Source organism: Streptomyces sp. NPDC006923 (genome assembly GCF_040635655.1).
Classification (GTDB): domain Bacteria; phylum Actinomycetota; class Actinomycetes; order Streptomycetales; family Streptomycetaceae; genus Streptomyces.
The window spans coordinates 20,790-46,588 of record NZ_JBEYIF010000025.1 but is presented as its reverse complement, the minus strand read 5'-3'; the positions used below and the strand labels follow the sequence as shown (position 1 = coordinate 46,588).

At 70.5% G+C, this 25,799-nt stretch carries 1 protein-coding gene (only partly in view); it reads left to right on the top strand.

The annotated features are described in order from the left end of the window. Positions 1 to 25,761 carry the 3' portion of a type I polyketide synthase gene (locus ABZ707_RS30830; RefSeq protein ID WP_360181281.1) on the top strand. Its footprint begins 1,635 nt before the window's first position, so the window shows 25,761 of its 27,396 coding nt (coding positions 1,636-27,396); the start codon falls outside the window, past its left edge; it ends in the stop codon at positions 25,759 to 25,761. Positions 25,762 to 25,799 lie beyond the last annotated feature (38 nt).

The window sequence follows — 25,799 nt, the reverse complement described above, 5'->3', positions numbered from 1 at the left end:
GGCGCGCAAAGCGCCGGACATCTGGTCACGGGGACCGCCCCTGGCGGTACGAAGACGGCGTTCCTGTTCGCGGGTCAGGGGAGTCAGCGGGCGGGTATGGGGCGGGAGTTGTATGCCCGTTTTCCGGTGTTCGCGGGGGCTTTTGATGCGGTGAGTGCGCGGTTGTCGTTGCCGGATGGTGATGATGAGGAGGTGTTGGGGCGTACGGAGTTCACGCAGCCGGCGTTGTTCGCGCTGGAGGTGGCGTTGTTCCGGCTGCTGGAGTCATGGGGCATTGCTCCGGATGTGGTGGCGGGTCATTCGATCGGTGAGATCGCGGCCGCGCATGTGGCGGGTGTGTTGTCGCTTGATGATGCGTGTGTGCTGGTGTCGGCGCGTGGCCGTTTGATGCAGGCGCTGCCGTCGGGTGGGGTGATGGTGGCGGTTGGGGCGGGTGAGTCTGAGGTGCTGCCGTTGCCGGAGGGTGTGTCGTTGGCGGCGGTGAATGGTCCGGCGTCGGTGGTGATCGCCGGGAGCGAGGAGGCGGTCGCTCAGGTGTGGGGGGAGTGGAAGTCGCGGAAGCTGCGGGTGAGCCATGCGTTCCATTCGTCGTTGATGGATCCGATGCTGGAGGAGTTCCGGCAGGTGGTCGCCGGTTTGCAGTTCGGTCGTCCGTCGATTGATGCGGTGTCGACGGTGACCGGTGCCGTGGTCGTGGACGAGTGGAGTGATCCGGAGTATTGGGTGCGGCATGTGCGGGAGACCGTGCGGTTCGCTGATGGTGTGCGCGTGCTGGTGGACTCCGGTGTGACCGCGTTTGTCGAGCTGGGTCCGGACGGCACGCTGTCCGCCATGGCACAGGAGAACCTGGACGCCGCCACGGCCACGGTGGCGACCGTACCGCTGCTCCGCAAGGACCGCGACGAGGAAAACACCGTCGTCACCGCGCTGTCCCAGCTCTGGACTGTCGGGGTCACCCCGGACTGGTCCGGGGTGTTCGCCGAGGTTTCTCCCGAACCGGTAGAGCTGCCGACCTACGCATTCCAGCGCGAACGCTTCTGGCCCAGGACCGTGGTGCGCGCGGGCGACGCGACAGCTCTCGGACTCGGCGCCATCGACCATCCGATGCTCGGTGCGGCCGTGGAGCTGCCGGGCTCGGACGGGCAGGTGTTCACCAGCAGGCTGTCCCTGCGGACGCATCCGTGGCTCGCCGGCCACGCGGTGGGGGGCACTGTCCTCCTGCCCGGCACGGCCTTCCTCGAACTCGCCGTCCGGGCCGGTGAAGAGGTCGGACATCCCCGGGTCGACGAGCTCACGCTCGAAGCGCCGCTTCCTCTCTCGGGCGACACCTCTGTCGCGCTCCAGGTCGTCGTCGACGCCCCGGACGAGTCAGGCCGACGCGCGGTCAGCATCTTCTCCCGCGCCTCCGACGCACTTGAACAGCCGTGGACCAGGCACGCCGGCGGAGTCCTCTCCGTGACCGAGGGACCGGCCGCCGAACCCATCAGCGGGCCGTCTGCCGGCGCTGAGCCTCTCCCCCTCGACGGTTTCTACGAGCGGGCCGCCGAAGGCGGCTTCGACTACGCTCCGCCGTTCCGCGGCCTGAAAGCCGCATGGCGAAGCGGCGAAGACATCATCGCGGAGGTGGCGCTGGACGACAGCGAGCGCGCGGAAGCCGCCACGTTCGGACTGCACCCGGCGCTGCTGGACGCGGCCCTGCACGCCTCGGGCTTCACCGGCCCCGAGGGGAGCACGGCAGGGCGTCTTCCGTTCTCCTGGAACGGCGTGACGTTGCACGCGGCCGGCGCACCCGCCGTCCGGGTCCGGCTGCGCGGTCTCGGTGCGGACCAGATCTCGCTGGAGGTGTCCGACCAACTCGGCCAACCGGTGCTCTCGGTCGCGTCGCTGACGCTGCGCCAGGTCGACACGGAGGCTCTGACCGGCCCGTCGTCCGCCGGACTGGACGCGCTGTATCAGCTTGAGTGGAGCCCCCTGGGCGCCGATGTCAGGACGCCCACCGAGCCGCTGGTTGTGATCGGAAACGCCCAGGGCGTCCCCGGAGCCGTCGCCTTCGACGGCCTGGCGGACCTCGGTGCCGCGGTCGACGGCGGCATGCTCATACCGGAATCCGTACTCGTCCCGGTGTACGCCGGACTCGGCGCCGACGCCCCGAGCGCGGTGCGTGAGGCGACCGCCGAGGTGCTCGGTCTGATACAGGCATGGCTGGCGGACGACAGGTTCGCCGGTTCGCGCGCTGTGTTCGTGACCCAGGGCGCCGTCCCGGTCGGCGATCTGGTCGACGTCGTGGCCGCGTCGGTGTGGGGGCTGGTGCGCTCGGCGCAGTCCGAACACCCGGACCGGTTCATGCTGCTCGACTTCGACGGTGAGACCGCTTCGCTCGACGTACTGCCGACGGCGGTCGCGTCGCGGGAGCCACAGGCCCTGCTGCGCGAGGGCGAGGTCCAGATCGGCCGGCTCGTACGGGCGGCGACCCCCGAGGCGCCGAGGCGGACCTGGGGCGAAGACGGCACCGTACTGATCACCGGCGGTACCGGCGGCCTGGGCGGTGTGCTGGCCCGGCATCTTGTGGCCGAACGCGGTGTACGGAATCTGCTGCTGCTCAGCCGCCGGGGAGACACCGCGGAGGGCGCGGGCGAACTGGCCGCGGAACTGGCGGCGTTGGGCGCCGCCGTACGGATCGTCGCCTGTGACGCGGCCGACCGTGACGCGCTCGCCGAGGTGCTGTCGTCCATTCCGGCCGGACATCCGCTGACCGCCGTGATCCATGCGGCAGGTGTGCTCGACGACGGTGTGATCGACGCGCTGACACCGGAGCGGCTGGACACGGTACTGCGGCCGAAGGCCGACGCCGCCTGGAATCTGCATGAACTCACCCGCGACCTGGACCTGTCGGCGTTCATTCTCTTCTCGTCCGTCGCCGGAGTGCTCGGCGGCGCCGGACAGGGCAACTACGCCGCCGCGAACACCTTCCTGGACGGGCTGGCGCTGTACCGGCGTGGCCTGCGGCTGCCCGGCCTGTCGGTGGCATGGGGCGGCTGGGAGCAGTCCGGCGGTATGACCGCCACCCTGGCCGACGCGGACATCCGGCGCATGGAGCGCTCGGGCTTCCCGCCGCTGTCGAACGACCGGGGGATGGCGCTGTTCGATCTCGCCGTCGACAGCTCCGCGTCCGGGCTGGTCATCGCGATGCGGCTGGACAGCGCGGTCGTGCGCCGTCAGCCGGTGATCCCGCCGGTGCTGCGTGGCTTGGTGCGGCCCCAGCTCAGGCGATCCTCGGCCGCAGGAACGGTCCGGTCGGTGACTCTGCGGGACAGGTTCGCCGCTCTCGAAGTCGCCGACAGTCGCGCCGCGACCGTAAGGGAGCTGGTACGCGGCCAGATCGCCGCCGTCCTCGGACACGCGAGCGCGACGGCGATCGAGGAAGAGAGGGCCTTCGGCGAGCTGGGTTTCGACTCACTGACGGCGGTCGAACTGCGCAACCGGCTCAACGCCGAGACCGGTCTCACCCTGCCCGCCACCCTTGTCTTCGACTACCCGACACCGGCGGCTCTGGCGGACTTCGTCCTCTCGGAACTGGTCGGAGAGGTCGCCGACCAGTCGCCCGTACGGACGGCTGCACCGGTCGGGGACGACCCCATTGTGATCGTCGGTATGGCATGCCGCTTCCCCGGCGGTGTGGCCTCACCGGAGGACCTGTGGGACCTCGTGGCGGGCGGCAGGGACGGCATCACGGGCTTCCCGACCGATCGTGGCTGGGACCTGGAGAACCTGTACGACCCGGACCCGGACAACTCCGGGACGTCGTACACGCGGGAGGGCGGTTTCCTCCATGACGCGGCGGAGTTCGATCCCGGGTTCTTCGGCATCTCGCCGCGTGAGGCCCTGGCCATGGACCCGCAGCAGCGACTCCTGCTGGAGACGTCCTGGGAGGCATTCGAGCGGGCCGGTATCGATCCGGCCTCGGTGAAGGGCCGAGCGGGCGGCGTCTTTGTGGGCGTGATGTACGGGGACTACTCGTCGTCGCCGCTGGCGCAGTTCCCGCGCGAGGTCGAGGGGTATCTTGGTACGGGCAGCGCGGGCAGTGTGGTGTCGGGACGGCTGGCCTACACCTACGGTCTTGAGGGCCCGGCGGTGACGGTGGACACGGCGTGCTCCTCCTCGCTCGTCGCCCTGCACCTCGCCTCGCAGGCGTTGCGGTCGGGCGAGTGTGATGTGGCACTGGTCGGTGGTGTGACCGTGATGACCACCCCGGGCACGTTTGTGGACTTCAGCCGCCAGCGGGGCCTCGCGGTCGACGGCCGGTGCAAGTCGTTCGCGGACGGTGCGGACGGTACGGGCTGGTCCGAGGGTGTCGGCATGCTGGTGGTGGAGCGGCTGTCGGAGGCGCGCCGCCTCGGTCATGAGGTGCTGGCCGTGATCCGTGGCAGCGCGGTCAATCAGGACGGTGCGTCGAATGGTCTGACGGCGCCGAATGGTCCGTCGCAGCAGCGGGTGATCCGGCAGGCGCTCGCCACGGCCGGGTTGTCCCCGGCTGAGGTGGACGCGGTGGAGGCGCATGGCACGGGCACCACACTGGGTGACCCGATCGAGGCGCAGGCGCTGCTGGCGACCTACGGTCAGGACCGTGAGGCGCCACTGTGGCTTGGTTCGGTGAAGTCGAATATCGGGCACACGCAGGCGGCGGCTGGTGCTGCGGGAATCATCAAGATGGTGATGGCGATGCGGCATGGTGTGTTGCCGCGGACGTTGCATGTGGATGAGCCGTCGTCGCATGTGGACTGGGAGAGCGGTGATGTCCGGCTGCTGACGGAGTCCGCTGACTGGCCCGAGGTGGGCCGTCCGCGTCGCGCGGGTGTGTCGTCGTTCGGGATCAGCGGCACCAACGCACACGTGATCATCGAGCAGGCGGCTCCCGTATTCCATGAGGAGACCGCCGAGCTGCCGCTTCCGCTGCCCTGGGTGCTGTCAGGGAAGACCCCTGAAGCCGTCCGTGAGCAGGCGAAGAGGCTTCTGGCGCATCTGGATACCGGCTCCGAGCCGCGCCCCGTCGACGTGGGCTTCTCGCTGGCCACGACACGGGCGGCGTTCGAGCATCGCACGGTGGTGGTGGGCGACAGGGACGAGTTGCGGGCGGGCCTGTCGGAGCTGGCCGCTTCGGCGGGAGTGATCAGGGAAGTGCCCCGTGCTGCGGGGCTGACGGCGTTTTTGTTCGCGGGTCAGGGGAGTCAGCGGGCGGGTATGGGGCGGGAGTTGTATGCCCGTTTTCCGGTGTTCGCGGAGGCTTTTGACGCGGTGAGTGCGCGGTTGACGCTGCCGGATCTCGACGACGAGGAGGCGTTGGGGCGTACGGAGTTCACGCAGCCGGCGTTGTTCGCGCTGGAGGTGGCGTTGTTCCGGCTGCTGGAGTCCTGGGGCATTGCTCCGGATGTGGTGGCGGGTCATTCGATCGGTGAGATCGCGGCTGCGCATGTGGCGGGTGTGTTGTCGCTTGATGATGCGTGTGTGCTGGTGTCGGCGCGTGGCCGTTTGATGCAGGCGCTGCCGCCGGGTGGGGTGATGGTGGCGGTTGGGGCGGGTGAGTCTGAGGTGGTGCCGTTGCCGGAGGGTGTGTCGCTCGCGGCCGTGAATGGTCCGGCCTCGGTGGTGATCGCCGGGAGCGAAGAGGCCGTTGCTCAGGTGCGGGGGGAGTGGAAGTCGCGGAGGCTGCGGGTGAGCCATGCGTTCCATTCGTCGTTGATGGATCCGATGCTGGACGAATTCCGGCAGGTCGTCGCGGGGCTCTCCTACCACCGGCCGCTGCTTGCGGCCGTGTCGACGGTGACGGGCGCCTCTGTGACGGATGAGTGGAGTGATCCGGAGTATTGGGTGCGGCATGTGCGGGAGACCGTACGGTTCGCGGATGGTGTGCGCGCACTCGCCGAGGCGGGTGTGACCGCGTTTGTTGAGCTGGGTCCTGACGGCACGCTGTCCGCCATGGCACAGGAGTCGGTCGACACGGTGGCCGTGCCCGTGCTGCGCAAGGACCGCCCCGAGGAGCACACGGTCTTCTCGGCCCTTGGCGAGCTGTTCATCCAGGGCCTGACCCCGGACTGGAAGGCGGTGTTCGCGGGCGGCCACCGTGTCGAGCTGCCGACATATGCCTTCCAGCGTGAGCGTTACTGGCCGAAGGTGATGCCCTCCGCAGGGAACGCCGCCGCGCTCGGCCTGCGCTCCGCCGAGCACTCCTTGCTCGGCGCTGCCGTCGAACTGCCCGGCTCCGACGGGTTCCTGCTCACCAGCAGGCTCTCCCTCGCCGCCTACCCGTGGCTCGCGGACCATGCCGTGGGCGGCACCGTGCTGTTCCCTGGCACGGGCTTCCTGGAGCTGGTGGTCCGGGCCGGTGACGAGGCCGGGTGCGGGCGGGTCGAGGAGCTGACCCTGGAGGCACCGTTGGTGCTGCCGGAGCACGGGTCCCTCGCCGTACAGGTCGTGGTCGACGCTCCCGATCAGTCGGCGCGCCGCGGAGTGAGTGTCTACTCCAGCGCCGAGGACGAGTGGACGCTGCACGCGACCGGCGTTCTGGCTCCCGACAACGGGAAAGCGCCGGAGTTCGAGACCGCCGTATGGCCGCCCGAGGGGGCCACCTCCGTAGCCACGGAAGGTTTCTACGAGCGTTTTTCCGACGCCGGCTTCGCCTATGGTCCGGTGTTCCAGGGCGTGCGGTCCGTCTGGCGGCGCGGCGACGAGGTCTTCGCCGAGGTCGGTGTGGACGTGCTCGACGTCCACGGTTTTGGCCTGCATCCGGCGCTGCTCGACGCGGTGGTCCAGTCCGCCGCGTTCGTCGATCTCGGAGAGGCGGGCGGCGGGCGGCTCCCGTTCCTGTGGAGCGGAGTGTCGCTGTACGCCACGGGCGCCGCCGCCTTGCGCGTACGGCTGACCCGGTCCGGGCCCGACACCGTCTCGCTGGAACTGACCGATCAGTCGGGCCGGCCGGTCGCGTCCGTCGAGTCACTGACCATGCGGCCGGTCGACATGGCCGCGCTCACCCCGGGCTCGTCGTCTCCGGCACAGGACGCGCTGTTCCGCTTGGACTGGACCACTGTGCCCGCCGCCGAACCCCTTGGCTCCACCGCTGTGCTGGGCGGGGGCGGCCTCGGGGCCCCGGGTACCGACTCCTATGCCGATCTGGCCGCACTCGGCGCGGCGGTCGACGCGGGCGCGACGATGCCGGGGACCGTACTGATCGCGGTCGAGCCCGCCTCGTCCGGCGCCAGGTCGCAGGACGTCCCCGCCGCCGTACGCGCGACGGCCGCCCATGTACTGGCCTTGACGCAGGCATGGTTGGCCGACGAGCGGTTCGCCGGGTCCCGCGCGGTGTTCGTGACACACGGCGCCGTCGCCGACGGGGATGCCGTTGATGTCGTTTCGGCGTCGGTGTGGGGTCTGGTCCGGTCGGCGCAGACGGAGAATCCGGGCCGTTTCGCACTCGTGGACCTCGATGGGGACCCCGCGTCGCTGGAGGCGCTTCCCGGGGCGGTCGCACTGGGCGAGCCGCAGACCGTTGTGCGGGCGGGAGAGATCCGGGTCGGACGGCTGGCACGTACCTCGTCGCCGGGCGGCGGGCTGCCGCTGCCTGCCGGGGACACGCCGTGGCGGCTGGAGATCAGCGCCAAGGGGACCCTGGAGAATCTGACTTTGGCGTCGGCGCCCGAACGGGTCGCGCCGCTGTCCGCCCGCCAGGTGCGGGTCGCTGTGCGGGCCGCCGGCGTCAACTTCCGTGATGTGCTGACGGTGCTGGGCATGTATCCGGGCGACAACCGGCTCGTCGGTATCGAAGGCGCCGGTGTGGTACTGGAGACGGGTCCGGATGTCACCGGACTGAGCCCCGGCGACCGGGTGTTCGGCATGCTTGAGGGCGGTCTGGGATCACTGGTGATCTCGGACCGGCGACTGCTGGCCAAGGTGCCGGAGGACTGGTCGTTCGAGGACGCGGCGTCGGTGCCCGTGGTGTTTCTGACCGCGTACTACGGTCTGCGGGATCTGGCCGGTCTTCGGTCCGGGGAGTCGCTTCTGGTTCACGCGGGTGCCGGTGGTGTCGGTATGGCGGCGATTCAGTTGGCGCGGCACTGGGGTGTGGAGGTGTTCGCGACGGCGAGTCCGGGCAAGTGGGACACACTCCGTGCGTTGGGTGTTCCGGACGATCACATCGCGTCGTCTCGTACGCTGGACTTCGAGGAGCAGTTCCGGCAGGTCACGGGTGGCCGTGGGGTCGATGTTGTACTCAACTCCCTGGCCGGTGAGTTCATCGACGCGTCGTTGCGGCTGATGGCGCCGGGTGGCCGTTTTATGGAGATGGGCAAGACCGATATCCGTGAGTGGGAGTCGGTCAGTTACCAGCCCTTCGACCTGTTCGACGCCGGTCCCGACCGCATGGGCGAGATGCTCGTCGCGTTGCTGGAGCTCTTTGGTTCGGGTGCGGTGCGTGCGTTGCCGGTACGGAGTTGGGATGTCCGGCGGGCGGTGGACGCGTTCCGTTTTATGAGTCAGGCGCGGCATGTCGGCAAGATTGTGCTGACGGTGCCGAGGTCCTTGGATTCCGGCGGTACGGTGCTGGTCACGGGTGGTACGGGTGGTCTGGGCAGGTTGCTCGCGAGGCATCTGGTGGCTGAGCACGGGGTCAGACATCTGGTGCTTCTGAGCCGTCGTGGTGGTGCCGCCGACGGCGTGGTGGAGCTGGTCGCCGAACTGACCGCGCACGGCACGGCCGTGGACGTGGTGGCCTGCGATGTGAGCGACCGCGAGGCGCTCGCCGGCGTCCTGGCGTCCATCCCGGCGGAACACCCACTGACAGCGGTCGTGCACACCGCAGGCGTACTCGACGACGGAGTGATCGGCTCACTGACGCCTGAGCGGCTGGCCACCGTCCTCCGGCCGAAGGCCGATGCGGCCTGGCATCTGCACGAACTCACCCGCCACCTGGACCTCTCCGCGTTTGTCCTCTTCTCCTCCGCCGCCGGTGTGCTCGGCGGCGCGGGCCAGGCCAATTACGCGGCGGCGAACACCTTCCTCGACGCCCTGGCCGGACACCGGCAGCGACTCGGTCTGCCGGGGCAGTCGCTCGCATGGGGCGCATGGGAGCAGTCCGGCGGGATGACGGCCGCACTGGACGAGGCCGACATTCGCCGGATGGCACGGATGGGCATGCCGTCGCTGGCGAACGACCACGGACTGGCCCTCTTCGACACCGCCGTCGCGCTGCCCGACGCGATGCTGGTGGCCATGCCACTGGACACCCGCGCGCTGCAGAAGCAGACCGAGATTCCTCCGATCCTGCGCGGCCTGGTACGTGCGCCGCTGCGGCGTGCGACAGCGGCGTCCGGCTCCGGCACCGCCGGTGGCTCCGCCGGACTGCGCGATCGCCTGGCAGCTCTGGGCCTTCCCGATCGTCATGCCGCCATGCTCGACCTGGTGTGCGGCCAGGCCGCTGTGGTACTCGGACATCCCAGCGGCGCCATGATCGACGCGGAGCGGGCCTTCAGGGATCTGGGCTTCGACTCGCTGACGGCGGTGGAGCTGCGGAACCGGCTCACCACGGAGACCGGGCTGCGCCTCCCGGCGACGCTGATCTTCGACTATCCGTCTCCGGTCGCACTCGCCGACCACCTCCTCGCCGAACTCGTCGGTGACCAGCCCCGGGCCGCCGAGCCCACGGCCGTCGTATCTCGGTCCACGACGGACGACCCGATCGTGATCGTCGGTATGGCGTGCCGCTTCCCCGGTGGCGTGGCCTCGCCCGAGGACCTGTGGCGGCTCGTGGCCACGGGCGGCGAAGGCATCGGGGAGTTCCCGGAGGACCGTGGCTGGGACGTCGACTCGCTCTTCGACGACGACCCCGACCGGTCGGGCAAGAGCTACACGCGGCACGGCGGCTTCCTCTACGAGGCCCCGGACTTCGACCCGGCGTTCTTCGGAATCTCGCCGCGAGAGGCTCTGGCGATGGACCCGCAGCAGCGTCTGCTGCTGGAGACGTCCTGGGAGGCATTCGAGCGTGCGGGCATTGACCCGGCATCGGTCAAGGGCAGGAACGGCGGCGTATTCGTCGGCGCGTACTACCAGGGCTACGCGGAGAGCGCGGGGCGCGGCGGCGACGAATTCGACGGATACCTGGGCACCGGCAACACCTCAAGTGTGATGTCGGGGCGGCTCGCCTACACCTTCGGTCTGGAGGGACCGGCTGTCACCGTCGATACGGCATGCTCGTCGTCGCTGGTCGCGCTGCACTGGGCGACGCAGGCGCTGCGGTCGGGCGAGTGCTCCTTCGCGCTGGTCGGCGGTGTGACCGTGATGTCCACTCCCGGGGTGTTCATCGACTTCAGCCGGCAGCGAGGGCTGTCGGTCGACGGTCGCTGCAAGTCGTTCGCGGAGGCGGCGGACGGTACGGGCTGGTCTGAGGGTGTGGGCGTGCTGGTGGTGGAGCGGCTGTCGGAGGCGCGTCGGCTTGGCCATGAGGTGCTGGCGGTGGTCCGTGGCAGCGCGGTCAATCAGGACGGTGCGTCGAACGGTCTGACGGCGCCGAACGGTCCGTCGCAGCAGCGGGTGATCCGGCAGGCGCTGGCGAGCGCCGGCCTGTCCCCGGCTGATGTCGATGCGGTCGAGGCGCACGGTACAGGGACGACACTCGGCGACCCGATCGAGGCGCAGGCGCTGCTTGCGACGTACGGTCAGGACCGTGACGAGCCGTTGCTGCTCGGGTCGATCAAGTCGAATATCGGTCATACGCAGGCGGCTGCCGGTGTGGCCGGGATCATGAAGATGGTCATGGCGATGCGGCACGGTGTGCTCCCGCAGACCCTGCACGTGGACGAGCCGTCCTCACATGTGGACTGGGACAGCGGTTCCGTCGAGTTGCTGACCGAGCAGGTGGAGTGGCCCGAGGTGGGTCGGCCGCGCAGGGCCGGTGTGTCGTCGTTCGGCGTCAGTGGCACAAACGCCCATGTGATCGTGGAGCAGGCCGAGCCGGTGCCCGCGATCGAGTCCGCGCCGGTTGAGGAAGTCGACGGTGTGGTGCCGTGGGTGGTGTCGGGCAAGTCTGCGGAGGCGTTGGAGGCGCAGGCTGCCCGTCTGTTGGCGGTTGAGGGTCGTCCGGTGGATGTGGGCTTTTCCCTGGCTGTGACCCGTTCGGTGTTTGAGCATCGTGCGGTGGTGGTCGGAAACCGGGCTGATCTGGTTGCGGGATTGAACGCGCTTACTGAGCAGAATCCCGTACCGCAGGTGGTGCGGGGGATTGCTGGTGCTCGGGGGAAGGTGGTGTTTGTCTTCCCGGGGCAGGGGTCGCAGTGGATCGGCATGGCGCGGGAGTTGATGGATGCGTCGCCGGTGTTCGCGGAGTCGATGCGTGAGTGTGCGGCGGCGTTGTCGGAGTTTGTCGACTGGTCGTTGTTCGACGTGTTGGCGGATGAGGTGGTGTTGGGGCGGGTTGATGTGGTGCAGCCGGTGTTGTGGGCGGTGATGGTGTCGTTGGCTGCGTTGTGGCGTTCGTATGGTGTGGTGCCGGCTGCGGTGGTGGGGCATTCTCAGGGTGAGATCGCTGCGGCGTTTGTGGCGGGTGCGTTGAGTCTGCGGGATGCGGCGCGGGTGGTGGCCTTGCGCAGCCGGGCGATCACGGCACTGGCCGGCACGGGTGGGATGGTGTCGGTGCCGCTCCCGGTGGCCGATATAGCGGAGCAGGTGGAGCGGCACGGCGTCTCCGTGGCGGCCGTGAATGGTCCCTCATCAGTCGTGGTCTCCGGCGCTGTAGAGGCTCTCGATGGCTTCTTTGGGGAGTTGGAGTCGGCGGGTGTGCGGGTGCGGCGTATTCCGGTGGACTACGCGTCGCATTCGGCACAGGTGGAGCTGATCCGCGACGAGATCCTGCGAGACCTTGCGCCCGTCGAGGCGAAGGCTTCCAGCGTTCCGTTGTATTCGACGGTGACGGGCACGGAATTCGACACGGCCGGCATGGACGCCGAGTACTGGTATCGAAACCTGCGTGGCACGGTGGAGTTCCGGCAGGCCGTGGAAAGCCTGCTGGAACACGGCCACGGCGTATTCGTCGAGGCCAGCGCCCATCCCGTCCTGACCGTTCCCCTCGGCGAGACCTCAGAGGACCGCGCCCTCGTGGTGGGTTCGCTGCGCCGCGACGAAGGCGGCCTCGACCGCTTCCTCCGATCTGCCGCCGAGCTGTATGTCCAGGGTGTCCAGGTCGACTGGTCCCCGGCACTGACCGGCGGTCGTCGGATCGAGTTGCCGACGTATGCGTTCCAGCGTGAGCGTTACTGGCCCAAGGGTGTCCCCGGCGGTGCCGGTGATGTGACGGCTGCCGGCCTCGGTGCGGTCGATCACCCGCTGCTGGGCGCGGGCGTCGAACTGCCGGGTTCGGACGCCTACTTGTTCACCAGCAGGCTGTCGCAGCGTACTCACCCCTGGCTCATGGACTACGCCGTCGCGGGCTCCGTGCTGCTCCCCGCCACCGCCTTTGTCGAGCTGGCCATTCAGGCCGGCGACCGCTTCGGCTGTGACCGGGTCGACGAGCTGACGCTCGAAGTCCCGCTCAGACTGCCCGAGTCCGGCGGCGTGCAGGTGCAGGTGGTCATCGAGCGTGCCGATGAGTCAGGCCGCCGCGCCGTCACGTTCTACTCGCACACGGACGACGCCGTGGAAACCGAGTGGGTCCGGCACGCGGTCGGCACACTCGCCTCCGGCAGCGGCAGCGGCCATGGGCTCACCCTCGGGACCGAGCTGTGGCCGCCCACCGGCGCGGAGCCGGTGGACCTGGACGGTGTGTATCAGCGCTTCGCCGACGCCGGAGTCGTCCATGGGCCGGTCTTCCAGGGCCTTCAGGCACTGTGGCGGAACGGCGACGACATATTCGCCGAGGTCGCGCTGAGCGAGGAGACCGATCCCCACGGATTCGGTCTGCATCCCGCACTGCTGGACGCCGTGGTGCAGTCGGTCTTCGCCGCGGATCTGGGGGCGCCCTTGGCCTCCGTCTGGCGCGGTGTGGCCCTCCACGCGACCGGAGCGACAGCCGCCCGGGTGAAGATCAGCAAGCTGGCCGCGGAAGCGGTGTCGCTCGCGGTCATGGACCCGGCCGGAGCCCCGGTCGCCTCGGTGGAGTCCCTGACGCTACGGGCGGTCGACGGTGTGGAATCCACGCTCCCGGCCGGCCAGGACTCGCTGCTGCGGCTGGAGTGGCAGCCCGCACCGGCGGGCACGGCGAAACTCGCGGGAGCGACCGCCTCGCTGGGCGGACCGGCAGTGCCGGGCGCGGACTCCTTCGCCGGGTTGGCGGAGCTGGGCGCGGCGGTCGACGCGGGCCTGGCCGTACCGGAGACGGTGTTCGTCCCCTTCGGTCCCGATCCGGACCTGAGCATGCCGGACGCGGTGCGTGACCTGACCGCCCGTGTGCTGGCCTTCGTACAGAACTGGCTCGGGGATCCGCGATTCGGTGACTCCCGCGCGGTGTTGGTGACCCGAGGTGCCGTACCCACCGGCGATCTGGTCGACTCCGCCGCCGCCTCTCTCTGGGGGCTGGTGCGGTCGGCCCAGTCGGAGCACCCGGGCCGGTTCGTCCTGGCCGACCTCGACGACGATCCGGCCTCGCCGGACGCGCTGCCGGCCGCGGTGGCGTCCGGGGAACCGCAGGTGGTCGTGCGGAACGGGGAGGTCCGGATCGGGCGGCTCGCGCCGGTGTCGCCGGACGCGGACGTACAGCCGTGGGACGCCGAAGGCACGGTCCTGATCACCGGCGGTACGGGTGGTCTGGGGAGCCTGGTGGCGCGTCACGCGGTGGTCGGGCGTGGCGTACGGCGTCTGCTGTTGGTCAGCCGCCGGGGTGCGGCGGCCGAAGGCGCCGCCGACCTGGTCGCAGAGCTGACCGGGCACGGCGCGGACGTACAGGTGGCCGCGTGTGATGTGGCCGACCGGGAGGCGCTGGCCGAGGTGCTCGCCTCCGTTCCGGCCGAGCATCCGCTGACGGCGGTGATCCATGCGGCGGGTGTGCTGGACGACGGTGTGATCGACGCGTTGACGCCGGAGCGGCTGGACACCGTGCTGCGGCCGAAGGCCGACGCGGCCTGGCATCTGCACGAGCTGACCCGTGATCTCGGTCTGTCGGCCTTTGTGACCTTCTCCTCGGTGGCGGGGATCCTGGGAACGCCGGGGCAGGGCAACTACGCCGCCGCGAATGCCTTCCTGGACGCCCTGGTGCTGCACCGGCAGAGCCTCGGCCTGCCGGGTCTCTCGCTGGCCTGGGGAGCCTGGGAGCAGTCCGCCGGCATGACGGCGAGACTGAGCGACGCCGATATCCGGCGCATGGAACGCTCCGGTTTCCCGCCGCTCTCCAACGACCAGGGTGTGGCGATGTTCGACCGGGCCGTGGACAGCACGGACGGCCTCGTCGTGGCGATGCGCCTGGACCGGGGGGTGGTACGGGCCAGGCCACTGATTCCCCAGGTCCTCCGTACCCTGGTGCGGGCGCCGATGCGCCGCTCGGTGGCGGCTGGTTCTGTACGGTCGGCGACCCTGCGGGACCGGCTCGCCAGGCTCAGCCCGGGCGACCGCCGGCTCGCTCTGGCCGATGTGGTGCGTGGCCAGGTGGCCACGGTGCTGGGCTACCAGGCCCGGACCACGGTCGAAGCCGAACGGGCCTTCAAGGACCTGGGCTTCGACTCACTGACGGCGGTGGAGCTACGGAACCGGCTCAACGCGGAGACGGGCCTGACTCTTCCCGCCACACTGATCTTCGACTATCCCACTCCACTGCTGCTGGCCGATTTCCTGCTCGCCGAACTCCTGGGTGACACCGACACCGACTCCGGACCGGCCGCGCCGGCCCGGACGACGACACCGGTTTCCGACGATCCGATCGCGATCGTCGGGATGGCCTGCCGGTTCCCCGGCGGGGTGTCCTCGCCCGAGGACCTGTGGCGGATGCTTCTCACCGGGGACGAGGGTCTGGGGGACTTCCCGCTGGACCGGGGCTGGGACATCGACGGCCTCTACCACCCGGACCCGGATCATGTGGGCACGAGCTATGCACGGCAGGGCGGATTCCTTTACGACGCCGGTGAGTTCGACGCCGGATTCTTCGGTATCTCGCCACGCGAGGCGATGGCGATGGACCCGCAGCAGCGGTTGCTGCTGGAGACGGCGTGGCAGGCGTTCGAACGTGCCGGTATCGATGTGGCGTCGGTCAAGGGCAGCTCCGGTGGAGTGTTCATCGGCGCCTCCCACACCGGCTACGCCGAGACCCTGAGGCACGTACGGGCGGCCACCGAACTCGAAGGACACATCGGCACCGGGAACACGGCGAGTGTCATGTCGGGCCGGCTCGCCTACACATTCGGGCTTGAGGGCCCGGCCGTAACGGTGGACACGGCCTGTTCGTCGTCGCTGGTGGCCCTGCACCTCGCGGTGCAGGCGCTGCGCGCCGGCGAATGCGATCTGGCCCTTGTCGGCGGTGTGACCGTGATGGCGACGCCGGCTGTCTTCGTCGAATTCAGCCGGCAGCGCGGGCTCGCGCCGGACGGCCGGAGCAAGCCGTTCGCGGACGCCGCGGACGGCATGGGCTGGTCCGAGGGTGTCGGCATGCTGGTGGTGGAGCGCTTGTCGGAGGCGCGCCGTCTTGGCCATGAGGTGCTCGCCGTGGTCCGTGGCAGCGCGGTCAATCAGGACGGTGCGTCGAATGGTCTGACGGCGCCGAACGGTCCGTCGCAGCAGCGGGTGATCCGGCAGGCGCTGGCGAGCGCCGGTCTGTCGGCCGCCGAGGTGGACGCGGTGGAGGCGCACGGTACGGGGACGACGCTGGGTGACCCGATCGAGGCCCAGGCGTTGTTGGCCACCTACGGTCAGGACCGGGAGGAGCCGTTGTGGCTCGGTTCGGTGAAGTCGAACATCGGTCACACGCAGGCCGCCGCCGGGGTGGCCGGTGTGATCAAGATGGTGATGGCGCTCCGCAATGGTGTGCTGCCCCAAACGCTGCACGTCGACAAGCCCTCGTCCTATGTGGACTGGGAGAGCGGCAATGTCCGGCTGATGACCGAGCCCGCGGCCTGGCCGCAGACCGGTCGGCCCCGCCGAGGCGGCGTCTCCTCCTTCGGGATCAGCGGTACCAACGCGCACACCATTCTTGAGCAGGCCCCGCCGGCAGAGGTCGTGGAGGAGGCCGCACCCCGGCCGGGTGTGCTGCCCTGGGTGGTGTCGGGGAAGACCGCCGAGGCGGTGCGGGAGCAGGCGGAACGCCTGATGACACACCTCCAGGCGATGCCGGCCGCGCAGCCCGCCGATATCGCGATGTCCCTGGCCGCGGGACGTGCGACATTCGAGCATCGTGCGGTCGTGGTCGGAGACAGCCGGGACGACCTCTTCGGCGCGCTGTCGGAGCTGGCCCGGGACGGCCGCTCCACCGCCGCGATCCAGGGAGTGGCCCGGGACACCGGCCGGCTGGCGTTCCTGTTCGCCGGTCAGGGCAGTCAGCGAGCGGGTATGGGCCAGGAGCTGTATGCCCGCTTCCCGGTGTTCGCGGAGGCTTTTGACGCCCTGAGTGCGCGGTTGACGCTGCCGGATCTCGACGACGAGGAGGCGTTGGGACGTACGGAGTTCACGCAGCCGGCGTTGTTCGCGCTGGAGGTGGCGTTGTTCCGGCTGCTGGAGTCCTGGGGCATTGCTCCGGATGTGGTGGCGGGACACTCGATCGGTGAGATCGCCGCCGCGCATGTGGCGGGTGTGCTGTCGCTTGAGGACGCCTGTGTGCTGGTGTCGGCGCGTGGCCGTTTGATGCAGGCGCTGCCGTCGGGTGGGGTGATGGTGGCGGTTCAGGCGGGTGAGTCGGAGGTGCTGCCGTTGCCGGAGGGTGTGTCGTTGGCGGCGGTGAATGGTCCGGCGTCGGTGGTGATCGCGGGCACCGAAGAGGCCGTTGCTCAGGTGCGGGGGGAGTGGAAGTCGCGGAAGCTGCGGGTCAGCCATGCGTTCCATTCGTCCCTGATGGATCCGATGCTGGAGGAGTTCCGGCAGGTCGTCGCCGGGTTGTCGTACGACCGGCCGCTGATCGCGGCCGTGTCGACGGTGACCGGGGCCGCGGTCGTCGACGAGTGGAGTGATCCGGAGTACTGGGTGCGGCATGTGCGGGAGACCGTACGGTTCGCGGATGGTGTGCGCGCGCTGGTGGACTCCGGCGTCACCACCCTGGTCGAACTCGGTCCTGACGGCACACTGTCCGCGATGGCACAGGAGACCGCCGAGGTGGTGGCCGTCCCCGTGCTGCGCAAGGACCGTCCCGAGGACACCGCGATCATCAGCGCGTCCGCTGAGCTGTTCGCCCGCGGTTTGTCGCCGGACTGGAAGGCGGTGATCGGTGCGGGCCGCCGCGTCGAGCTGCCGACGTATGCCTTCCAGCGCGAGCACTACTGGCCGACAGCGGGGGCGGGCGAGGGGAACGCGGCCGCGCTCGGCCTCGGCGCGATGGACCATCCGCTGCTCGGCGCGGGCATTGAACTGCCGGAGTCGGACGGTTATGTCTTCACCAGCAGGCTGTCCCTGCTGTCGCACCCGTGGCTGGCCGGTCACGCGATCGGCGGTGTGGTGCTGCTGCCCGCCACGGCTTTCCTGGAACTGGTCGTCCGGGCCGGCGACGAGGTCGGCTGCGGCCGGATCGAGGAGCTGACCCTCGAAGCGCCACTCGTGCTCCCCGAGCGCGGCGGTGTCCAGCTCCAGGTCGTCTTCGGCGGCCGGGACGCGACGGGCAGCCGCACCGTGGGTGTCTACTCGCGGGGCGAGGACATCCTCTGGACCTCCCATGCGGTGGGTACGGTGACGCCGGGAGACGTCGGTGCCCCGGTGACCACGGCCGACACGGCCCCGTGGCCGCCGGCGGAGGCGCGGCCGGTCGATCTCGACGGCTTCTACGAGCGGTTCGCCGAGGCGGGCTTTGTCTACGGACCGCTCTTCCAGGGACTGGGCACGGTCTGGCAGCGCGGTGAAGAGATCTTCGCTGAGGTCGCGCTGGACGACGAGGCCAAGGCCCGCGAGTTCGGTCTGCATCCGGCGCTGCTGGACGCGGTCGTCCAGTCGGCGGTCTTCGCCGGCCTGGCGGGGACCGAAGGCGGACGGCTGCCCTTCTCGTGGCGTGGTGTGTCGCTGCACGCCACCGGTGCCTCCGCCGTCCGGGTACGCCTCACCACGGTGGGCGTGGACGCGGTGTCGCTCGAAGTGTCCGACCAGGCGGGAGCGCCGGTGCTGTCGGTGGACTCACTGACGCTGCGGCCGGTCGAGCCGGAGTCGCTGTCGGCCGCGAACCGGGACGCGCTGTTCCGGCTGGACTGGGTGCCGTCGCGGGCCGAGGAGGGCCGGGCCGGCGGTTCGTTCGCCGTACTGGGCGATCCCGCCCTGCCCGGCGCCGACGCCGTGGCCGCTCTGGCGGAGCTGGACGCCGTACCGGAGACGGTGCTGGTGCGGATCGAACCCGCCCCCGGTATGGATGTGCCGGGCGGTGTGCGTGAGATGACCGGCCGCGTACTCGCTCTGGTGCGGGCGTGGCTGGCGGATGCCAGGTTCGCCGACTCCCGTCTGGTCTTCCTGACGCGGGGTGCCATCGGCGAGGGCGTCGCCGTCGATGTGGTCTCCGCGTCGGTGTGGGGGCTGGTGCGCTCCGCGCAGTCGGAGAACCCGGGCCGGTTCCTGCTGGTCGACACCGACGACGACTCGCTCGACGCGATACCGGCCGCTCTGGCGTCCGGTGAACCGCAGGTGATCGTCCGCGACGGTGAGATCCGGGCCGGAAGGCTGTCCCGGATGTCCGCGGGTAGTGCGCTGGTGCCTCCGGCCGGGGACGCTCCCTGGCGGCTGGACATCGGCGCCAAGGGGACGCTGGAGAATCTGACGCTGCTGCCGGCGCCCGAGCTGGCCGGACCGCTGGAGTCCGGAGAGGTCCGCGTCGGTGTGCGGGCCGCCGCCATGAACTTCCGTGATGTGCTGACCGTGCTCGGGATGTATCCGGGTGACAACAGGACCGTGGGTATCGAAGGCGCCGGTGTGGTGCTGGAGACGGGTCCGGATGTCACCGGACTGAGCCCCGGGGACCGGGTGTTCGGCATGCTGGTCGGTGGTGTCGGCTCAGTGGCGGTCTCCGACGAGCGCGTCCTCGCCAACATGCCGGAGGACTGGTCGTTCGAGGACGCGGCGTCGGTGCCCGTGGTGTTTCTGACCGCTTACTACGGTCTGCGGGATCTGGCCGGGCTGCGGTCCGGCGAGTCGATCCTGATCCACTCCGGTGCCGGCGGTGTCGGTATGGCGGCGATTCAGTTGGCCCGGCACTGGGGTGTCGAGGTGTTCGCTACCGCCAGCCCGGGCAAGTGGGACGCCCTGCGTGCGTTGGGCGTTCCGGACGATCACATCGCGTCGTCGCGTACGCTGGACTTCGAGGAGCAGTTCCGGCAGGTCACGGGTGGCCGTGGGGTCGATGTCGTACTGAACTCCCTGGCCGGTGAGTTCATCGACGCGTCGTTGCGGCTGATGGCGCCTGGCGGCCGTTTTATGGAGATGGGCAAGACCGACATCCGTGAGTGGGAGTCGGTCAGTTACCAGCCCTTCGACCTGTTCGACGCCGGTCCCGACCGGATTCGGGAGATGCTCGCCGCGTTGCTGGAGCTCTTTGGTTCGGGTGCGGTGTGTGCGTTGCCGGTACGGAGTTGGGATGTCCGGCGGGCGGTGGACGCGTTCCGTTTTATGAGTCAGGCGCGGCATGTCGGCAAGATTGTGCTGACGGTGCCGAGGTCGTTGGATTCCGGTGGGACGGTGCTGGTCACGGGTGGTACGGGTGGTCTGGGCAGGTTGCTCGCCAGGCATCTGGTGGCTGAGCACGGGGTCAGGAATCTGGTGCTTCTGAGCCGTCGTGGTGGTGCCGCCGAGGGTGTGGTGGAGCTGGTCGCGGAGCTGTCGGGGTACGGTGCCGATGTGCGGGTCGCCGCGTGCGATGTGAGTGACCGCGAGGCACTCGCCGGCGTCCTGGCGTCCATCCCGGCCGACCACCCACTGACAGCGGTCGTGCACACCGCGGGGGTACTCGACGACGGTGTGGTGGGCGCGCTCACCCCGGAGCGGCTGGACACCGTCCTCCGGTCCAAGGCCGATGCCGCCTGGCATCTGCACGAACTCACCCGCCACCTGGACCTCTCCGCGTTCATCCTGTTCTCGTCCGTCGCCGGTGTGTTCGGCAGTGTCGGACAGGGCAACTACGCGGCGGCGAACACCTTCCTGGACGCCCTGGCCGGACACCGGCAGGCACTCGGGCTGCCCGCCACCTCGCTGGCCTGGGGTTTCTGGGAGGAGCGCAGCGGCATGACCGCCCACCTGGGCGAGATCGAGGTGGGCCGGATGGCCCGCTCCGGAATGCCGCCCCTCACAAAGGGACAGGGGCTCGCCCTGTTCGACGCGGCCACCAGGCTGGCCGACCCGCTTGTGGTCGCCACGCCGCTGGACATACGGGTCATGCAGGACCAGGCCGAGATCCCGCCGGTCCTGCGTGGCCTGGTACGGGCACCGGCCCGGCGCGCGGTCGCCACCGCGCGGACGGCCGGATCCATCACACTGCGCGACCGGCTGGCCGCGCTGGACCCGTCCGACCGGGGCACGGCGATGATCGACCTCGTACGGGAACAGGTCGCGGTTGTCCTCGGCCACAGCGGCGCGGGATCGGTCGACATCGAACGCGCCTTCAGCGACTTGGGCTTCGACTCGCTGACCGCCGTCGAACTGCGCAACCGGCTCACCACCGAGACCGGGCTGAGGCTGCCCGCCACGCTGGTCTTCGACTACCCGACCCCGCCCGCGCTCGCCGGCCATCTCCTCTCCGAACTCGGCGAGCTCGGAGACGAAACCGCCGGCGGCCACAGCGCCGAACTCACCGTCCCCGCGCGGACATCCGCGCTCACCACACCGCCGCCGGCCATCGACGACCCGATCGTGATCGTCGGCATGGCCTGCCGCTTCCCCGGGGACGTCGCGTCGCCCGAGGACCTCTGGCGCCTCGTCGCGACGGGGGCCGACGGCGTCACGGAGTTCCCCGCCGACCGAGGCTGGGACCTCGACGGCCTCTACGACCCCGACCCGGAGCGCGCGGGCACCAGCTATGTCCGCCAGGGCGGCTTCCTCCATGACGCGGCCGAGTTCGATGCCGGCTTCTTCGGGATCTCACCCCGCGAGGCACTGGCGATGGACCCGCAGCAGCGGCTCCTGCTTCAGACCTCGTGGGAGGCGTTCGAACGGGCCGGTATCAACCCGGCCTCGGTCAAGGGCAGCAACGGCGGTGTGTTCGTCGGCGCCTACTACCAGGGCTACGCCGAGCGTGCCGGAAGCGCCGCCGAGGACCTGGAGGGCCACATCGGCACCGGCAACACATCGAGTGTCATGTCGGGCCGTCTCTCCTACACCTTCGGCCTTGAAGGCCCAGCGGTCACCGTCGACACGGCCTGCTCGTCGTCGCTGGTGGCGCTGCACCTCGCCGGTCAGGCGCTGCGCGCGGGCGAATGCTCGTTCGCGCTGGTCGGCGGTGTGACGGTGATGGCCACGCCCGGTGTCTTCGTCGAATTCAGCCGCCAGCGGGGTCTCGCCGCCGACGGCCGCTGCAAGGCGTTCTCCGACTCCGCCGACGGCACCGGCTGGTCCGAGGGCGTCGGCATGGTCGTGGTCGAGCGGCTGTCCGAGGCCCGCAGGCTCGGTCATGACGTGCTCGCCGTCGTCCGGGGCACCGCGGTCAACCAGGACGGCGCCAGCAACGGCCTGACCGCCCCGAACGGCCCGTCCCAGCAACGGGTGATCCGCCAGGCCCTCGCCGTCTCCGGCCTGTCCACCTCGGACGTCGACGTGGTCGAGGCCCATGGCACCGGCACCTCGCTGGGCGACCCGATCGAGGCCCAGGCGCTCCTGGCGACCTACGGGCAGGACCGGCCCGAGGACCGGCCGCTGCTGCTGGGCTCGATCAAGTCCAACATCGGCCACGCCCAGGCCGCGGCGGGCATCGCCGGTGTCATCAAGATGGTCATGGCCGTGCAGCGGGGTGTGGCTCCCAGGACGCTGCATGTCGACGAGCCGTCGTCGCACGTCGACTGGGAGAGCGGCGCCGTACGGCTCCTCACGGAAGAGGCGGCGTGGCCGGACGCGGGCCGTCCGCGCCGGGCCGGGGTGTCGTCCTTCGGGATCAGCGGCACCAACGCGCATGTGATCATCGAGCAGGCCGAGCCGGTACGGGACGCGTCGGCGGAACCGGCCGGCAGCGGGGACACGCTCGTGCCATGGGTGGTGTCGGCGCAGACCGAAACGGCGCTGCGCGCCCAGGCGGCCCGGCTGCTGACTCGGATCGAGGCCGAACCGGCCCTGCCCCTCGCCGGTGTCGGTACGGCGCTGGTCGCCACGCGCGCGGCATTGCCGCACCGCGCCGTACTGCTCGGCGGTGACCGGGACGAACTCCTGCGCGGACTGAGGTCGCTCGCGGCCGGTGAACCGGACCACGGCCCGGCGGCAGGCATCGCCAGAGGCATCGCCAGGACAGGCGGCCGGACGGCGTTCCTGTTCTCCGGCCAGGGCTCGCAGCGCGCCGGCACCGGCCGGGAGCTGTACGACGCCTTCCCTGTCTTCGCGCAGGCCCTGGACGCCGTGTCGGACGGCTTCAGCGGCCGGTTCGACCGGTCGCTGACCGAGCTGATCCTGACCGAGGACACGGTGGCCCCGGACGGATCCGGCGCCCTGGACCGTACGGAACTCACCCAGCCCGCGCTGTTCGCGCTCGAAGTAGCTCTGTTCCGGCTGGTCGAGTCGTTCGGCCTGCGGCCCGATTTCCTCCTCGGCCACTCGATCGGAGAGATCAGCGCCGCGCATGTCGCCGGTGTGCTCTCGCTCGACGACGCCTGCGCCCTGGTCGCCGCGCGCGGCCGGCTGATGCAGGCACTCCCCGAGGGCGGCGCCATGGCCGCCATCCAGGCGACCGAGGAGGAGATCACCCCGGAGCTGACCGAGGGAGTGAGTCTCGCCGCGGTCAACAGCCCCACGTCACTGGTCGTCTCCGGAGACGAGAAGGCCGTCCTCGAACTGGCCGGGCTGTTCGCCGCGCGAGGACGCGGCACACGGCGCCTGCGGGTCTCGCACGCCTTCCATTCCGCACGTATGGAGCCGATGCTCGCCGCCTTCCGGCAGGTCGCCGAGAGCCTGACCTTCTCGGCCCCGCGTATCCCCGTGATCTCCAATGTCACCGGCGAACTCGCCGGTGAAGAGGAGCTGCGCTCACCCGACTACTGGGTGCGCCAGGTACGCGAAGCGGTCCGGTTCGCCGACGGCGTGGACGTGCTGCGCGGCCGGAGGGTGTCCCGGTTCGTCGAACTGGGCCCGGACGGAGTGCTGAGCGCCATGGTCCAGGAATGCCTCGGCGCCGAAGCGGACGCCGGTGAGCGGGTGGTGACCCAACTGCTCCGCCGCGACCGCGACGAGCGCCGGACCTTCCTCGCCGGCCTCGCCCAGATGTACGCGGGCGGCGCCACGGTCAATTGGCCGGTGCTCTTCGCAGGTCACCGCGGCCCCCGAGTGGACCTGCCGACCTACGCCTTCGAACGGCAGCGGTACTGGCTCGACGTACCACCGGCCGCCGCCGTCGGCGCCGGTACGTCGGAGGCCGCGTTCTGGGAGGCCGTCGAGCGGGGCGATCTGTCCGCACTGGCCGAGGAGTTCGCGGCCGGCGACGAGAACGGCCGTGACTCCCTCAACGCCGCGCTGCCGATGCTGTCCTCCTGGCACCGCAGCCACCGGCGCAGGACCACCGTGGACGGCTGGCGCTACCAGGTGAAGTGGGTGCCCGTCGCGGACGCCCCGGGCACCGCCCCCGGTACCTGGCTGCTGGTTGTGCCCGACTCGTACCAGGAGGACGCCTGGGTGACGGCGGCGGCCACCGCGCTCGACGCCCGGCTCGTCACGGCCGGCCCGACGGCGGCCCGCCAGGCGCTGGCGGACCGGCTGCGCGCCGCGACCGCCGACGAGACTGTCGCCGGAGTGCTGTCCTTCCTCGCGTTCGATGAGACCGTGGCGGACGGAGTGCCCGCAGGGCTCGCCGGGACACTCGCACTCGTCCAGGCGCTCGGGGACATCGGTCTCGACGCGCCTCTCTGGTGCGTGACACGCGGCGCCACCGGAGAGGTATCCCACCCCGTCCAGGCTCAGGTGTGGGGCCTCGGCTCCGCCGTCGGCCTGGAGCACCCGCGCCGCTGGGGCGGTTTGATCGACCTGGCCGTCGAGCCGGGCGAACGTGCTCTGGCCCGGCTGCTCGGCGTCCTGTCAGGGGTCTCCGGGGAGGACCAGGTCGCGCTGCGCCCCGCCGGAATTCTGGCGAGGCGTCTGGTGCACGCGCCCGCTCCGGCCACCGTGTCACCCTCGTCGCCCCCGGCCGGGACAGCGGCGCGGGCCGGCACCGTGCTGGTGACAGGTGGGACCGGAGCGCTCGGAGCGCGTGTCGCCCGGCTGCTCGCGGCCCGGGGCGCCGAACACCTGCTGCTGGTCGGCCGCCGCGGCGCCGCCGCTCCCGGCGCGGAGGAGCTGGCCGCGGAACTGACCGCCGCCGGCAGCCGGGTGACGCTCGCCGCCTGCGATCTGACCGACCGGGACGCGCTCGCGCGGCTCCTGGCCTCCATCGGCGACGACGCCCCGCTGTCCGCGGTGATCCACGCGGCCGGGGTGCTCGACGACGGCGTACTCGACGCTTTGACTCCCGAGCGGCTCGCCTCCGTACTGCGCCCGAAGGCGGAAGCGGCCTGGAACCTGCACGAGCTGACCCGCGAGCTGGATCTCTCGGCCTTTGTGCTCTTCTCCTCGCTCGCCGGGGTGCTCGGTGGCGCGGGCCAGGGCAACTACGCCGCCGCCAACGCCTTCCTCGACGGGCTCGCCCACCATCGCCGGGCCCTGGGACTGCGGGCGACGGCGATCGCCTGGGGCGCCTGGGCCGGCGGTGGCATGGCGGGCGGGACGCCGACGACATCGGAAGGAGGCCGGGGCATCGTCCCGATGGACCCGGAGCCGGCCACCGAGGCGCTGCGGCTTTCCATGGACCGCGACGAGACGTATGTCGTCGTCGCCGATGTGGCCTGGGAACGGCTCGCGCCGGCCCTGGCCGCGTCGGGCCGACGTGCCACGCTGCTCGGCGAGATCCCGGAGCTGGCGAGCGTCAGGACCACGCCCGGCGCGGCCGGCTCCGACGGCGAGCCGTTCACGGCGGAACTGGCCGGACTCAGCGCCTCCGACCGGCGGCGCGCTCTGGTCACCCTGGTGGCCGGCCAGGTGGCCGCCGTCCTCGGCCATGACGACGCCTCCGCCGTGGACACCGGTCGCGCCTTCACCGACCTCGGCTTCGACTCGCTCATCGTGGTCGAATTCCGCAACCGGCTGAGCGCGGTTCTCGGACTCGAACTGCCGGCCACGCTGCTGTTCGACTATGTGACCCCGGGGCAGCTCGCCGAATACCTCGACGACCGCCTGGACCGGCCGGACCGGCCGGCCGACGACTCCGTACTGGCCGAACTCGACCGGCTCGAAGCGGCCGTTTCGGGCATGGCCGCCTCCGAGATCGAACGGACCCGGCTCCAGGCCCGCTTGCAGGCCCTGGTGTCGACCGTCCGCCAGACCCTCGGCGCCGAGGACGAAACCGTCACTGAGATGCTCGACGACGCGAGCGCCGACGACGTCCTCAGCTTCATCGACAGGGAACTGAGCTGATCTCGATGACGCATATGCCTCCCTTTGAACCGCAGAAC